Raw genomic sequence first — 15,338 nt, 5'->3', positions numbered from 1 at the left:
CCCGCTAACTTTAAAAACTCTTTCATTACAATGTGGCTGGGGGGGTTGAACTTACTTTATATAAAACGGATGCTATGTATGAAAAGTTTAATGACGACTGATAATTTGCATGATGAATTGCTAGTCGTTCTACAAAACAACTTTGTTTCCTCAGAGTATAAACTTCCAAACGCTGATGAGTTAATACCTCATAATCAAAATGCTCAGTACCATGGGTATGCATTCACTATAAACCATAATCGAATAATTTACAGAAAAGCTAAAGTTACACCAGACAGACCAGGTGCTTTTTTAGCACTATGGAAACGCCCAGCGGATTGTAGTAATTCTAAGCCAATTCCTTTTACCAATGAGTTTGACTACTTATTAGTGGCGGTTTCAAGTGATGGATTAACCTCTAGTAACAACCAAGTAGCAAATTTACAAAGTGGTTTATTTATATTTCCGGTTGAGTTGTTAGTTAAAAAAGGCATAGTTACAGGTACGAACCGTAAGGGAAAAACCGCTTTTAGGGTGTTTCCACCTTGGAGTGAAAGTAGGGCTCTGAGTGGTTCAGGCGTATTTAGTAACGCAGCTAAAAGCACACAGCGTTGGCAATGTGATTATTTTTTACAGCAGGACCAATATGGCTTAGTTGATTTAATTAAGTTAAACAAAATTTTAGCTAATGCTGTTTAAATTTGAATTATTAAGTCACTTTACCAGCATTGTTTTATATAGGGTTATTTACTAAAGTGAGATCATACAGTCATACGAATAGTAGGTAAGATATGAACCAGTTAACCGAAAAGTCAATTAGTTGCCCTTACTGTGGCGAATCTATAGAAGTATTAATTGATGTGGCTGATATTGATGAGCAATACATAGAAGACTGCCAAGTGTGTTGCAGGCCTATTTCGTTTGTCGTATTTGAAGATAACGATGAACTTAATGTAAATGTATACAGTGAAGATGAGGCGTTTTGAATTTTTAGTGAAAGTTGGTGAACCGAACTTTTACACAAATCTAAGCTGAAAATTCAGTAACTTTAATTTTTCTTAATAATATTGGTTGTATATGTTACCAAAGTGTTTTAAATGCCATGCTAAAATTTCATTATCGTGGTTTATTCTATCTTTAATGTCGACTCGTAATAGATGTATTCGATGTGGCTCATTATATGAATTCACAAATCGTCACCGCTACTTAGGCGTATTTTTCGCGGTACCGCTAGTTTTTTTAGTTATTATGCTAGAAGGTTTTATAACTTCAGCTCTACTAAGAGTAATTTTGTTAATTTCTGTTGCTATAATAATCATGATCTTAATACCTGGACAACACCAGTTAAGTGTAAAAGATGATTTGGAAATTAAAAAAAAGGAATAGTAATTGATTAGCAAATGAGTGGTTCTAGTTTTAATGAAAACTTGGGCGATAATAGTCAGAAGGCTGTAAATACTTTCAGCCTTAAGATAACATCCAACTTGACTAGCTTTGCTGCTGTTCACGCGCTAATTGGTTAGGCAGCAACTCCTCCACAATTTCTCTCGCTGGTAAGGTGTAACGTACGCCATCAAACATAACCGATGTGAACTCATCAATATTAGTAATGCCGGTAAGGGTCCAACCTTCACCACGTTTTGGGCAGTAAACAGTAGTAGTTGGCTGTATTACTTTAAAATTGTCGCTCATAGTTTATCTTAATTAATGCTTGTGAATACGATATGGTAAGTTAATAATGACGTTCTATAAAGTGCTATTTAAAGCGCGTTTACTTTATTTGGCATAGGCATGTTTAAAACGATAAAATTACCCCGCGTTACCTTGCGTTTAATTACCCACAAACATGGCGCAGCGCTATTAACAATTTTAAATAATCCCCTCGTTTATGAGTTTAACGATTATAAAACGCCGCTAAATAAAGAGCATGTTAAGCAATTAATTCAAGATGATATATCGAGTTATTATCAAGGGGAAGGTGTTCGGCTTGCGATTGAACATAATATGTCTGGCGACTTAATTGGTACTTGTGGTTTGTATAACATTAATAACCAAACTAAAACTGCTTATTTGGGCTTTGAGCTTGATCCTTTTTATTGGCAACAAGGCTTAATGCATGAAGTACTTAAAGGTTTTGTCAGTGAGATACATCGCTCTTTAAACATTGAACATCTATACGCAGAAATTCATGGTAAAAATGTACGCTGTTATAACTTACTCACTAAGCTTGGCTTTGTATTTAACCAGCAACTTAATAACGGTGTATGGCATAAGCAATTAACTAAAATGGATGGCGCATGAGAATTAAAAAAGCGATTATTTTAAATATGTTGCTTACGGCTAGTGTATTTGGGCTTGCAATAACTGGATTTAGCTATTATCAAAATGATGTTTCAGAGTTTGTTGATGTAACCCTAGATTCGAAAGTGCTTAAAGAGTCACGAAAAGTATTTATAAGGTTACCCGATAGTTTTGACAAAAATAAAGCGTATCCACTTATTATAAAAACAGATGGTAATTTTAATCTAGCTAATTGGGATAAAGCCTTAAAAGCATTAAATCATGAAAGTACATTAAATGAGGCTATTTTAGTTGCTATACCAAATCAGTTTTTTACTGATACTAGAAATCGTGATCTTGTGCCACCTTATGCAAGGAAGGACGTTAATACAAATCCTCGACCTAAACATGAAAGTTCGCCTGAAATTTTTGGTAAAGCTGATTTGTTTTTAGCTTTTCTAGAGCAAGAGTTACTTACTTATTTAGAGGCCAACTACACATTAACTGAAAATCGAATTTTGACCGGATTTTCAGCTGGGGGCAGCTTTACTTTATACACGCTGCATACTAAACCAAAGTTATTCAATGGTTACTTTGCATTTAGCCCAGCCGCTTGGTATGACGATATGACAGTGACTAAGCGGTTTGATGCATTTTTAAAAACAAATATAAATTGTATAAAACAACCGACATTTTTATATATCACTGTCGGTGGGGCAGAGCACTCTTTAATGTTAGGTGCATACAATAATTTAGTTACTAGTTTAGCAAAACATCCAAACGACTGGCTTAAGTGGGGAAGTACAATTAATAGTAATGCTGAACATAATCAAAACCCTGCACTGAGTGTCGATAAAGCACTGTTAAATTATACGGCGTTCTTGAGCTCGCAAATTAACACGCCTTCTGATTAATTAATGACGGTGATCAATTAAATATAGTTTGCATTGATTTTTATTGCTTTACTGCTGGTGGAGCATCCACTCTAAAGAACACATCATACTTTGTTTAATTTAAAACAAGTCTTAGCAATAGGTGAATTTTTTAAAAATATAATCAGGGAGGGGGGAAATTGTTGGCGTGTATTGGGCGTTTTTTTTAACTTATATCTACGCGTTTTATTAAGTGAGTTGTGTAGGAACAGGAAAACCAAATTAAACAAAGCAACAATGTAATTGTTTAGATGTTCTAAGTTAGACATTTTAATTGCAGCTAACATCGGGTTTTCCATCAATGGTTCAGTAATACACAGACTTAAACTCCAGCTTTTTATAATTGACGTTACAACAATGCAATTTTGTTGCTCAGTTGTCTCAGCATGGCTTCTGCATTTGGTATCTCGTCGTTTAAGCCTGTGATCAGGGTCATAAAATAGCAGTCCATCATCACACTTGCTTTTGTTTCATCAAAATCTGGTTGTTCACTAAATAGCAGTTTTTTAAATTCATCCATTTGTGCTTTAAAAAAATCAGCACGCCAAATAATGTCGCTAATTAGTAATTTACTAAATTCACTGTTTTCACAATAAAAGGAATATAGAGGGTGAGCGTAGTGGCGTAATTTCAATCGAGGAGGGCGCTGAGTATCTGATTGCTTTGCTTGCTCGATAATAACTTTAATTTGTTGCTGCATACCTGCCATAAGCAGATCAATTTTATTTTCAAAATGACTAAACACAGTACCAACTGCCACATTAGCTGCAACAGCAATTTCTCTTGTCGATGTGTGGTCATAACCTTGTAGTAAGAAAAGCTCCCATGCTGAAGCTAAAACTTTATCCCGTGTTTTTTCTTTTTTACTCATAGTATTCAATGCTTTATAATTTTGTTGGATGTTGAGCTTAAATCAGCACTTGATTGATTGAGCGCGCTCAATTAAATTTATGAGCATGCTCAATTAATCAAAAGGTGATACATGGAGTTTATCAAACGTGTTATTGGTTATGTACTTTTTATTCCACTTATTTATTTTTATTCTTTTATTCTCGGCCCAATCCTAAAAGCCGTTTTAGTCCCAGGTGGGGTTACCTTTTTGTGGCTTATTTTAGGGCCACAAGAGGGAACACGTGCGTTAAAAAAAGCATTTAAGAAAAAGTAGTTAAACCTTCTGCAAGAACAATAAAAAAGCCCTGCTATTTTGCAGGGCTTTAGTCAGTTTAACTTTGCAAATTTAAACTTGAAAGCTTAACAGGCCATTAAAGAACGTATCTAAAACCAAAAGCAATACCGTCATCTTCCGATTGTTCCATTTGTGCTTGCTGCTGTTTATTATCACTTTCAAAATCACCAAAATCTTTTCGTGCTTCTAGATACAGCTGGGTGTTTTCATCAATTAAATAATGAACACCCATAACTGCAAACTGACGTTTAAAAACATCATTAGGATCGGCGTTAAAGTTTGGTTGAATTACGTAGTCATCACCTGCATCAAACAAGTTGTAGGCAATAAATGGTCTAAAGTCGTTTTCAAAACGATACGATACGAACGTTTCAATACCAATTGCATCTTCAATTAAGCGACCAATGTTATCTGTGTCGTGGTTTTCGTTTTTGTTGATATTAGCGGCTACATATAAACCTGGCGCATCAATATTGCCCCAAATAACACCTGCACCATAAATTAAATCGTCAACAGAGCGGGTTGTTCCGTCGCCATAAGTTAATTCAAACTCGCCGCGGTTAATACCCGCGGTCAGTTTTAGCTTATTAGTCACGTTATAGGTTACTGCACCGCCAAATGTATAGTTAAATTCAACTTGTTGCGCAGCAGTATCGCCTGACTCAAAATTAGCCCGGCATTGTGATTCTGTAATATCACTTACATCACAGGTATAAAAAGCGCTGTTTTTTAACTGAGTTTGCACACTAAAATCAAAATCACTGTAACTATTACGGTATTGCAATGTTTTATCGCCACGACCAGTACCATTTACAGCACCATCGTCTTTGTTGTAGGTATAGACACCTGCGGCGTTGCCATCCCAAACATAGCTGTAGTTAGTTGCATATACTACGTCAAACCACGCACCCCATTGTTTACCAATAGTAATTTGGCCGTATTTATCGTGTTTTAAACCAGCATAGCCTAACCGGTTATACAAAAATTCGTCTTGAATCGATTCAAAACGGTTGTTGTATACAATATCGCTACTGCCAACAGGGTTTACACCCCATTCAACTAAAGCCATTGCTTCCCAGCCATTCTTTAGTTGGCGTTTAAAATCAAAATTAATTCGTGAGGCACCATTAACCACTTCATTTTGACCTTGAGTATTAATTACTCGCGCATCTATATAACCGCCAATTGCGACTGTATTTTTTTCATCCTTAAATACTTCGATTGCTGAAACACTCGGTGTTGTTAAAACACCTGCAATCGCGAGCGATACTAATTTTATTTTCATTGTGTGTGCCTTGCCTAAAAAAGACGTTTTTATAATTACTAAATTCGAAGTCGTGCAGACTAGCAAAGCAATAAAAGGCTCAAAAGTGAAAAATTATCAACGATAATTAATACGAAATGCGCTGCTTGTTCACTTTAAGTTAATACTGTTTTTATTTTGTAGCCGTATAAACTGCTATTTAATTTTGGAATAAGACATTAGGCTTAAATGCAGGAGAGAAAGTGTTGAGTTTTTTTCATAGTTGCTACTATCGGCATAGGTAGAGCTAAAACTCTAATACTATAAAAAACGTTAATATAGCCGTATTAAATGTTAATAAAAGTAAAATGCGACCAAATAGCGTTTTAGCACGTTAAATTTTATTTATTAGCAATGACTGTAATTGTTTTTTTATTAAACATTTTTTTACCGCATTTACAGAATAATAGTGAACTTTACATAGCTTTTTTTACTTTAACACGGTCTACCACTGTGGCTATTCCAATCCTTATTTAGCAAAAAAATAGCCACTGTTTACTTTAGGGTATGCTATAAACTTTCATAGAAAAAAACGCTGATTTGGTTTAAACTGCGCGCAATTTAAATACTTCAGTCTCCCTTGGAGGGTAGCGCTATTATTAGTACAGCTAACATCACCATGCAATTTGGTGCTAAACCATTATTTGAAAATATCTCAGCTAAATTTGGTGAATCAAACCGCTATGGTTTAATTGGCGCCAATGGCTGTGGTAAATCAACGTTTATGAAGATTCTAAGCGGTGAACTTGAACCATCATCGGGTAATGTAAGCACAGATCCTAATGAGCGTGTTGCTAAACTAAATCAAGATCAGTTCGCTTACGAAGAATACTCTGTGATCGACACTGTAATAATGGGTCACAAAGAACTTTGGGATATAAAACAAGAACGCGATCGTATTTATAGCCTACCAGAGATGAGTGAAGAGGATGGCATGAAGGTAGCCGACCTTGAAACTGAGTTTGCTGAAATGGACGGCTATTCTGCTGAGTCTAAAGCGGGTGAGCTATTACTGGGCGTTGGTATTGCTACTGAACAACATTACGGTCCTATGTCTGAAATCGCACCAGGTTTTAAACTTCGTGTGCTATTAGCGCAAGTATTGTTTTCAGAGCCTGATATCATGTTGCTTGATGAGCCTACCAATAACTTGGACATTTACACAATTAAGTGGTTAGAAGATGTTCTAAATCAACGTGACTGTACTATGATTATCATCTCGCATGACCGTCATTTTTTAAACTCAGTATGTACGCATATGGCCGATATTGACTACGGTGAATTACGTATTTACCCGGGTAACTACGATGAATATATGTTTGCAGCGACCCAAGCTCGCGAGCGTTTATTGAGTGAAAACGCCAAAAAGAAAAGCCAAATAGCTGAACTACAACAGTTTGTATCGCGCTTTTCTGCTAATGCTTCAAAAGCAAAGCAAGCAACTTCACGTGCAAAACGTATTGATAAAATTCAATTAGATGAAGTGAAAGCTTCGTCACGTCAGTCGCCATTTATCCGTTTTGAACAAGAAAAGCAGTTATTCCGTAACGCGCTTGAAATGACTAGCTTATCGCAAGGCTTTGAAGAAACTTTATTTTCAGGTTTAGAAGGCCTAGTTGAAGTAGGTGAACGCATTGCTATTATTGGTGAGAATGGTGTCGGTAAAACAACACTACTAAACACCTTAGCAGGGCGTTTAGCGCCTAAAAGCGGTGAGTTTAAATGGTCTGAAAATGCTAATATTGGCTATTATGCGCAAGACCATGCCGATGAGTTTGAAAAAGACATGAACTTATTTGAGTGGATGGAACAATGGCAGCAAGAGGGCGATGACGAGCAAGTTGTTCGCAGCTTCTTAGGTCGTATGTTGTTTTCACAAAACGATATTAAAAAATCTGTAAAAGTTATCTCAGGTGGTGAGCAAGGTCGTATGCTGTTTGGTAAAATCATGATGCATAAACCAAATATCTTATTAATGGATGAGCCGACTAACCACATGGATATGGAATCTATAGAAGCGCTTAACTTAGCACTTGAAGCGTATGAAGGTACTTTGATGTTTGTGTCACACGACCGTCAGTTTGTATCATCAGTTGCTACCCGTATTTGGGAAATTAAAGACGGTAAAATTATCGACTTTAGAGGAAACTACAGCGAATACTTGGCGAGTAAAGAAGCATAACAGCAAGTATTTTCAGCATTTAAAAAAAGCCATGTTTAACATGGCTTTTTTATTGCCTGCTGGTCGCATTACTGCGGTATTTAAGTATATAATACCCGCCATAAAACCGGACATAAGTCCGCTATTTTTAAAATACATTACTGAGGAGTATTTATGACTGTTGGCATTATTATGGGTTCTAAATCAGATTGGCCAACCATGGAACACGCTGCGTTGATGCTAGAAAAATTTGGCATTGCTTATGAAACTAAAGTGGTTTCTGCTCACCGCACTCCTCAATTACTTGCTGATTATGCAAGTTCAGCAAGCGAGCGTGGCATTAAAGTAATTATTGCAGGCGCAGGTGGGGCGGCTCACTTACCGGGTATGGCTGCAGCGTTTACATCATTGCCAGTTTTAGGCGTTCCAGTTAAGTCAAAAGCATTAAATGGTGTTGATTCATTATTGTCTATTTGCCAGATGCCTAAGGGCGTTGCTGTAGGCACTTTGGCTATTGGTGAGCCAGGTGCAGCTAATGCTGGTTTATTGGCTGCACAAATATTAGGCTGTCAAAATCCTGAAATTTTCGCCAAAATTGAAGCGTTTCGTAAAGAGCAAACCGACACTATTCTAGCTAACCCAAATCCTGCAGAGTAATAATGACTATATTAATTTTAGGTGCTGGGCAGCTTGCGCGAATGATGAGCCTTGCTGGCGCACCGCTTAATTTAAATGTGATTGCTTATGATGTTGGCAGCCAAAAAATTGTGCACCCGCTAACCAACCAAGTGTATTCAACCACACTTGAGCAAGCTATCAATGATGCAGATGCGATTACCGCTGAGTTTGAGCATATTCCCGATGATGTATTAACGCTTTGCTGCAATAGCAATAAGTTTTATCCAGGTAAACAAGCAATAAAAACCGGTGGTGACCGTTCGCTTGAAAAAGCCTTGTTAGATAAAACCGAAGTAGCTTGTGCACCATACCAACTTATTACTGAAAAAGCGCATCTTGAACAAGCAGCTAAAATATTAGGTAAGCCGTTAGTTATAAAAACCTGCCAAGCTGGGTATGACGGCAAAGGCCAATGGCGTTTAAAATCTGATGATGAAATAGACACTATTTGGGCTGAAATGGCTGACTTTATTGCCTCAGGTACAGAGCATGCACCTCATTCAATTATTGCTGAGAAAATGATCCCGTTTGATCGTGAAGTCTCTATTATTGGCGCGCGCGACAAAGAGGGTAACGTTGCAATTTATCCACTTACTGAAAACCAACATACCAATGGTGTATTAACGCTTTCACTAGCCGGTAAAGATAATAGCTTAGTAGAGAGCCAAGCAACCTCAGCATTTACCCGTATTGCAAATGAGCTTAATTATGTAGGTGTATTGGCCATAGAGTTTTTTGATGTACAGGGTACGTTATTAGTTAACGAAATAGCTCCTCGAGTGCATAACTCAGGACACTGGACACAGCAAGGTGCTCACTGCTCGCAATTTGAAAACCATATGCGTGCTGTTGCAGGGTTACCTTTGGGTAATACGCAAATTAAGCAACCTACTGCTATGATCAATGTATTAGGCCAAGCACATATCCCTGCTGATGTTTTAAAAACGGCGGATGTAACCAGTCACTGGTATGGTAAAGGCGTTAAGCCCGGTCGTAAAATGGGGCATATTAATGTTTCGGGTGAGAGTTTACAGCAATTAGGTAACCGCCTAGCTGAACTTACATCATGCTTGCCAGAGCAGGATTACCCAGGCGTATTAGCTACTAGCAAATCGCTATTATAAGTTAAAAAATCAAGCGGTAAGTTGAATTCAATTTATCGCTTTACCTTCTAAAGGTTTCTTTTCAATGATCCACCCAAAGTTTCGTACTATTGTGTTCGCTTTTTTTATGGCACTTTTCATGTCAGGCTTTATGTCGTTTGTTATTTCAATTTTTAATGTAGGAATGGTCGAAAATATTGTAGCTATATGGCTTAAAGCCTGGTTATTTGCCTTTTGCATTGCTTTTCCTACAGTTATATTTGTTGCTCCCGTCGTACATAAACTGACAAATAAACTTATTCGGCCTTAAAGTGATGATTATCACTAAATTGCATAAGCCAATATTTATACTCTTACTCGCTTTGTGTATGACTCCTTTTTTAGGTGCTGGAAGTGCATTGGTTTTAGGCGCTATATTTGCTATTACCTTAGGCAACCCGTTTAGTGAGCTTTCTCAACAGGCCAGTAAAGTGATGCTTAAGCTTGCCGTTGTGGGCTTAGGCTTTGCTGTTGATTTTAATGAAGTAATTGAGGTAGGACGCAGCTCTTTAGTATTAACAATTGTTAGTATTACTGCCATAATCGGGTTTGGAGAGATTTTAACCCAAGTTTTTAAGCTTAATCGTAATACAGGCGTGCTAATTTCATTTGGTACCGCTATTTGCGGTGGCAGCGCCATTGCCGCTATGGCACCGGTTATAAAAGCTAAAGATCACGAAGTCGCTGTTGCCTTAGGGATTGTATTTTTACTTAATGGCGTGGGATTATTATTATTTCCCGCAATTGGGCATTATTTTGAGTTAACCCAACAGCAATTTGGTTTGTGGGCCGCATTAGCCATTCACGATACTAGCAGCGTAGTAGGGGCATCGGCTACTTATGGTGCTGTGGCACTGAGTATTGCCACTACGGTGAAATTGACCCGTGCGATGTGGATTATTCCTTATACAGCGGTTGCGGGAGTGTTTATGCGCTCTGATGAAAAGGCAAGTATTCCTTTATTTATTGTGGGCTTTTTATTAGCCGCATTAATAAATACTTATATGCCGTCGTTTTCATCCACATGGGAACTTATTAATAGTGCAGCTAAGCAATTATTAGTGGTTACACTGTTTTTAATTGGCAGTGGTTTGTCACTATCGGTTCTTAAGCAAGCAGGTATAAAGCCATTTTTGATGGCAATTACTTTGTGGGTTATAGTCAGCAGCACAATTTTATTATTAATTATAGATGGATTCATATAATGAAACGTAATCTTAGTATTACAGCAATCAGTAGTGTGTTATTTGCTGTTTTTTCTAGCAGCCCTGTATTGGCTGAATCGCTACGCGTAGCAACCTTTAATGTCAGTATGGATGCCACTAATTACACCGCTAAAAATGAACAAGTAAAAAGTGATGCACTGGTAAATGCACTGCGTTCAAACCACCAGCAAATTAAAAATATTGCTGAAATAATCCAGCGCGTCCGCCCAGATGTAGTACTACTCAATGAGTTTGACTACATTCCAAAAGAGCAAGGTATTGAGTATTTTAAAAGCCACTACTTAAATGTAGGGCAAAATAATCAAGCAGCAATTGATTACCCATACGTTTACATTGCCCCCGTTAATACCGGCTTAGCAACTGAGTTTGACTTAGACAATAACGGCAAAAAAACTGGGGTAATGGGTGATGCACAGGGCTTTGGTTTTTTTGAAGGCCATTACGCAATGGCGTTTTTATCTCGCTACCCGATTGATTTTGACAACATCAGAACATTACAAACCTTCAAGCACAAAGATTTACCTAATGTAAAAATGCCAGTTGACCCAAAAACCAATACCAATTGGTATAACGATGAAGAGTGGAATGCTTTACGTTTAAGCTCTAAATCTTTTTGGGATATACCCGTAAAAGTAAACGATAAAGTAGTCCATATGTTAGCGTCGCATCCAACACCGCCTGTGTTTGATGGCGATGAAGACAGAAATGGCATTCGTAACCATGATGAAATTAGGCTTATTGCCGATTACGTTAATAACGAAAGTTACCTTTATGATGATAATGGTAAAAAGGGTGGGCTTGCAGCAAAATCGCGATTTGTGATTTTAGGTGATCTAAATGCCGCACCTGAAGGTGATAAAAAGCGTACTAATACTACTGACCAAATACTTAAAAGCCCATTGATTAACGCCGGTTTTATTCCAACCAGTGAGGGCGCAAAAGAGCAATACCCGCAAGCTTATGCTAAAAACTATACCGCTAATTGGCAAGCACGCGTTGATTACGTACTCCCTTCAAATTATGGCTTAACCATAAAAGATGGTGGAGTTTTTTGGCCGAAAAAACAAAGCGAATTATATCGTTTAATTAAAGATAGAAATGCATCAAGCGACCACCGATTAGTCTGGCTTGATTTAACGGTTGAATAAACGGGTTACTCACCCCGATATCAGCGTTGTTTATCTTAAATAATTGCAATTATAAAGGTGCTTCTGCTTAAATATGGTTAATTATAATAACCGTCAAGAAGCACTATGATTTTTAAATTCTCATCTTCTAAAACACTTGTTGCAATCGCTGTTGCATCAAGTGTTATGTTAGCGGGTTGTACAGCAACCGCTACAACTTCTACTGACTCATCTATTCAAACAAATACCACCGTTGCTAGTGTTGTTAACACGCCCGCAGATTTGGGCGATTCAAAAATTACCCTTGAACAAGCGATGGCTCACCCTGATTGGATTGGACGCCAACCGCAAAGCGCATTTTGGAGTGCAGATTCAAGTACCATTATTTATGCGCGTAAGCAGCAAGGTAGTGAGCTAAGAGATTTATTCACTCAAGCTGTAAACTCACAAACAGCAGAGCAAGTGGCACTAGAAAAATTACACCGTGTTGGTTCAAGTAAAGCTGTTTTTTCTAACGATAAATCACTTCAAGCTTATGTGTTTGAGGGTAACGTATTTATCAAAAACGTAAAGTCAGGCGTAATTAAACAAATTACGCAAAGCTCTGCTACTGAGTCAAAACCACAGTTTTTAAACGATGGTAACTTAGCGTATCGTCAGGGTAATATCTTTTTCAAAGTGGATTTAACCACAGGTTTAACCCGCGAAATAGCCAATTTAAAACTCGCTGACAAACCACAAGGCGTAAAAGAACCATCAACTTATATTGCCAAAGAGCAACATAAGCTTATTGATTACATTGCACTGCAGCACAAAAATAAACAAGATAAGCATGAGCGTAAAGAGCAAGTAAAAGCTAATAACAGCTCAATTGCTAACACTCATTATTATTTAGGCGATGGCAACACGGTTGATGAAGCAGAGCTTTCTCCAAATGGCGATGCGTTAATTGTAGTCGTACAAGAAAAAAGCTCATGGCGTGGTGAAGGCGATATTATGCCTAATTACATCACTGATGATGCGACGATAGAGCCTAAAAAAGTTCGCCGCCGCGTAGCTGATTCTAAAGAGCAAACTTCTGAGCTTGTTTATATTAACCTTGCAGATCAAAGCCAAACCACATTAGGGTTCAATACTTTACCTGGTTTTGATGAAGATGTACTTGCTGAGGTTAAAAAAGAAAACTTCGCCCGTGAAGGTAAAACCTATAAATCTAAAAAACAACCTCGTGGTATAAACGTTATTTCAGATTGGGGTTGGAATCAATCACCCATCAGCTGGAACGATGATGGTAGCCAAGTAGCGATTATGCTTGAAGCATGGGATAACAAAGATCGTTGGTTAGCCACTGTAGATTTTGAAAATAACAAACTTGTGTCTCAACATCGTTTACATGACGATGCGTGGATTGCTTATGCCTTTAACGACTTTGGTTGGTTAAATAATTCCACTACCTTGTATTACTTATCAGAAGAGTCGGGCTATAGTCAACTTTATAAAAAGCCACTTGATGGTAAAGCCACTGCGCTTACCATGGGTAAATTTGAAGTATCTAATTTAACCCTTACTGATGACAATAGCGCTATTTACTATAAAGCGAATATTGAGCATCCAGGCCTTTACGAAATATACCGCGTTAATCTACAAACAGGTGATAGCGAGCAAGTAACAGACTTAAACGGCATGACGGATTACACCTTAAGCCCTGATCAGTCTAAGTTATTATTAAGACACTCTAAAATCACTATACCCACTGAGCTTTATGTGGCTGAGGCTAAAGCAAACACAACCGCAACTCGTTTAACTAACACGGTATCTGACGCGTTCTTAGCTAAAAAACTCACGGCGCCTAAAATTGTTGCTGTGCCTTCAAGCCATACAGATCAGCCAATATACGCCAAAGTTTATTACCCGGCTGATTACCAAGAAGGTGAAACAGGTAAAAACCGTAAAGCGGTTATTTTTAACCACGGTGCCGGTTACCTGCAAAATTCACACATGGGTTGGTCTGGTTACTTTCGCGAATTTATGTTTCATTCATTACTTGCCGATGAAGGTTACGTAGTGATGGATATGGATTACCGTGCTTCTAAAGGTTATGGCCGTGATTGGCGTACTGCTATTTACCGTCAAATGGGAACACCTGAAACACAAGATTTAGCTGACGGCGTAAAATGGATGGCTGAAAATGCCAACGTTGATACCCAAGCGGTAGGTACTTATGGTGGCTCATACGGTGGATTTATGACCTTTATGGCGTTATTTACCGCGCCAGATTTGTTTCAATCAGGAGCGGCGCTTCGCCCTGTGACTGATTGGGCACATTACAACACAGGCTATACCGCTAACATTTTGAATCACCCAGATGTTGACCCAATAGCTTATGAGCGTAGTTCACCTATTTACTATGCTGAAGGGCTTAAAAAGCATTTATTAATTAATGCGCCTATGGTTGATGATAATGTGTTCTTTCAAGATTCAGTGCGTTTAGTGCAGCGTTTAATAGAACTTGAGAAAGAAAACTTTGAAACAGCAATCTTCCCAGTAGAGCCGCATGGTTTTGTGCAGCCTTCGAGCTGGTTAGACGAATACCGTCGTATTTATAAGTTGTTTAAAGAAACACTATAAATAGCGGTAAATTAGTAAAAAACGCCACAATGTGGCGTTTTTTTATTCTTTATTTTTGCTGATTAATTTAATAATTAAAGGAACGCCCAACAATGCGCCGCCAATCGCGCCAATTAAATGAGCATCAACGGCCACCGTTGAGTTGATCAATGCGCCTATATCAGCACTAGGGCCATTTATTTGCTCTGCAATTAATTTTACCCAAACACCAATAAACAACACATAACCTGATTTAAGTCCAACAGTGACATCTTTTATGGCTCCCCAAATGATCACGCCATGCAATAGGGCACTAAGCCCTGTGTAAATTGTAATTGCGGGACAAAACCAAAAAACACCTAAGCCACACCACATAGCCAATGTGGCAATATTAAAACTATATCTGCTTGGCGAAGTATACTCACCATGCAATAACCAAATAAGCGCTATACCGGCACAATTCAGCCCTAAGTGCACCCAATTGGCGTGTACAAATTGGCTGGTAAACAAACGCCACAGTTGGCCTTGTTCAATCAGTTGACGATTAAATTCAAGTTCGTTGTTTATCCCCAGCCATGCTAAGAACGTACTTAATACGATTAAACATAAGGGAGGGAAAACATAGCGCGGCTGAAGAGGTAAATTAAGCATTTAGCGATCATTTTTATATTTATTTTTGCATATTGTGCCTGTTTAACTTTAAGATGCCAATTATCT

Annotated in this window: 16 protein-coding genes; 12 read left to right on the top strand and 4 right to left on the bottom strand. The window is 38.0% G+C overall.

Annotated features, from left to right (window positions below; all coding sequences use genetic code 11):
* Positions 1–78: 78 nt before the first annotated feature.
* Positions 79–678 carry a MepB family protein gene (locus FLM54_RS07930; protein ID WP_178956093.1) on the top strand — a complete coding sequence of 200 codons (600 nt, stop codon included), beginning with the start codon at positions 79–81 and terminating at the stop codon, positions 676–678.
* A gap of 92 nt (positions 679–770) precedes the next feature.
* Positions 771–965, top strand: coding sequence for a CPXCG motif-containing cysteine-rich protein (locus FLM54_RS07925; RefSeq protein ID WP_054200950.1), 195 nt, complete (start codon positions 771–773; stop codon positions 963–965).
* A gap of 502 nt (positions 966–1,467) precedes the next feature.
* On the opposite strand, the gene FLM54_RS07920 is transcribed toward FLM54_RS07925, so the two are convergent.
* A complete protein-coding gene (locus FLM54_RS07920; protein ID WP_010390026.1) occupies positions 1,468–1,671 on the bottom strand; it encodes a hypothetical protein in 204 nt (67 codons plus the stop codon).
* Between the two features lie 99 nt (positions 1,672–1,770).
* Between FLM54_RS07920 and FLM54_RS07915 the strand changes: the two genes are divergently transcribed.
* Together FLM54_RS07915 and FLM54_RS07910 are read left to right on the top strand one after the other, a co-directional pair.
* A complete protein-coding gene (locus tag FLM54_RS07915; protein WP_054200947.1) occupies positions 1,771–2,280 on the top strand; it encodes a GNAT family N-acetyltransferase in 510 nt (169 codons plus the stop codon).
* The gene (locus FLM54_RS07910; RefSeq protein ID WP_138594951.1) at positions 2,277–3,173 is read left to right on the top strand and encodes an alpha/beta hydrolase; all 897 of its coding nucleotides are present in this window, start codon (positions 2,277–2,279) and stop codon (positions 3,171–3,173) included. Before FLM54_RS07915 ends, FLM54_RS07910 begins: the two co-directional genes overlap by 4 nt.
* A 367-nt stretch (positions 3,174–3,540) precedes the next feature.
* Here FLM54_RS07910 and FLM54_RS07905 read toward each other — a convergent pair whose 3' ends face one another.
* Positions 3,541–4,062 (bottom strand): TetR/AcrR family transcriptional regulator, encoded by a 522-nt coding sequence (locus FLM54_RS07905; protein WP_178956092.1) that lies wholly within the window; start codon positions 4,060–4,062, stop codon positions 3,541–3,543.
* A gap of 111 nt (positions 4,063–4,173) precedes the next feature.
* On the opposite strand from FLM54_RS07905, the gene FLM54_RS07900 reads away from it, so the two are divergent.
* On the top strand, positions 4,174–4,356 hold the full coding sequence (locus tag FLM54_RS07900; RefSeq protein WP_138606183.1) for a hypothetical protein: 183 nt from the start codon (positions 4,174–4,176) through the stop codon (positions 4,354–4,356).
* A gap of 97 nt (positions 4,357–4,453) precedes the next feature.
* Here FLM54_RS07900 and FLM54_RS07895 read toward each other — a convergent pair whose 3' ends face one another.
* The gene (locus FLM54_RS07895) at positions 4,454–5,662 is read right to left on the bottom strand and encodes a porin (protein WP_138607340.1); all 1,209 of its coding nucleotides are present in this window, start codon (positions 5,660–5,662) and stop codon (positions 4,454–4,456) included.
* Positions 5,663–6,275: 613 nt separating this feature from the next.
* On the opposite strand from FLM54_RS07895, the gene FLM54_RS07890 reads away from it, so the two are divergent.
* From FLM54_RS07890 to FLM54_RS07860, 7 genes are all read left to right on the top strand, one after another.
* The gene (locus FLM54_RS07890) at positions 6,276–7,862 is read left to right on the top strand and encodes an ABC-F family ATPase (RefSeq protein ID WP_138607347.1); all 1,587 of its coding nucleotides are present in this window, start codon (positions 6,276–6,278) and stop codon (positions 7,860–7,862) included.
* 153 nt (positions 7,863–8,015) lie between these two features.
* The gene (gene purE, locus FLM54_RS07885; protein ID WP_008114610.1) at positions 8,016–8,498 is read left to right on the top strand and encodes a 5-(carboxyamino)imidazole ribonucleotide mutase; all 483 of its coding nucleotides are present in this window, start codon (positions 8,016–8,018) and stop codon (positions 8,496–8,498) included.
* Positions 8,499–8,500: 2 nt separating this feature from the next.
* Entirely contained in the window at positions 8,501–9,643 is a 1,143-nt protein-coding gene (locus FLM54_RS07880; protein WP_178956091.1) for a 5-(carboxyamino)imidazole ribonucleotide synthase, read from the top strand.
* A gap of 64 nt (positions 9,644–9,707) precedes the next feature.
* Positions 9,708–9,932 (top strand): DUF2798 domain-containing protein, encoded by a 225-nt coding sequence (locus tag FLM54_RS07875; protein ID WP_075169227.1) that lies wholly within the window; start codon positions 9,708–9,710, stop codon positions 9,930–9,932.
* Between the two features lie 4 nt (positions 9,933–9,936).
* Complete coding sequence (locus FLM54_RS07870) at positions 9,937–10,866, top strand: YeiH family protein (protein ID WP_138607334.1); 930 nt, start codon at positions 9,937–9,939, stop codon at positions 10,864–10,866.
* The gene (locus FLM54_RS07865; RefSeq protein WP_178956090.1) at positions 10,866–12,035 is read left to right on the top strand and encodes an endonuclease/exonuclease/phosphatase family protein; all 1,170 of its coding nucleotides are present in this window, start codon (positions 10,866–10,868) and stop codon (positions 12,033–12,035) included. The genes FLM54_RS07870 and FLM54_RS07865 overlap by 1 nt, the downstream gene beginning before the upstream one ends.
* A 105-nt stretch (positions 12,036–12,140) precedes the next feature.
* Positions 12,141–14,642, top strand: coding sequence for a prolyl oligopeptidase family serine peptidase (locus FLM54_RS07860; RefSeq protein WP_178956089.1), 2,502 nt, complete (start codon positions 12,141–12,143; stop codon positions 14,640–14,642).
* 42 nt (positions 14,643–14,684) lie between these two features.
* Here the strand turns inward: FLM54_RS07860 and rrtA are convergent, their stop codons facing one another.
* Complete coding sequence (gene rrtA, locus FLM54_RS07855; RefSeq protein WP_178956088.1) at positions 14,685–15,272, bottom strand: rhombosortase; 588 nt, start codon at positions 15,270–15,272, stop codon at positions 14,685–14,687.
* Positions 15,273–15,338: the final 66 nt, after the last annotated feature.

Origin of the sequence: Pseudoalteromonas sp. Scap25 (genome assembly GCF_013394125.1) — a bacterium.
In the GTDB taxonomy this organism is placed as follows: domain Bacteria; phylum Pseudomonadota; class Gammaproteobacteria; order Enterobacterales; family Alteromonadaceae; genus Pseudoalteromonas.
Note: the sequence above shows the minus strand (reverse complement) of the source record. Positions and strands in the feature narration are given on the sequence as shown.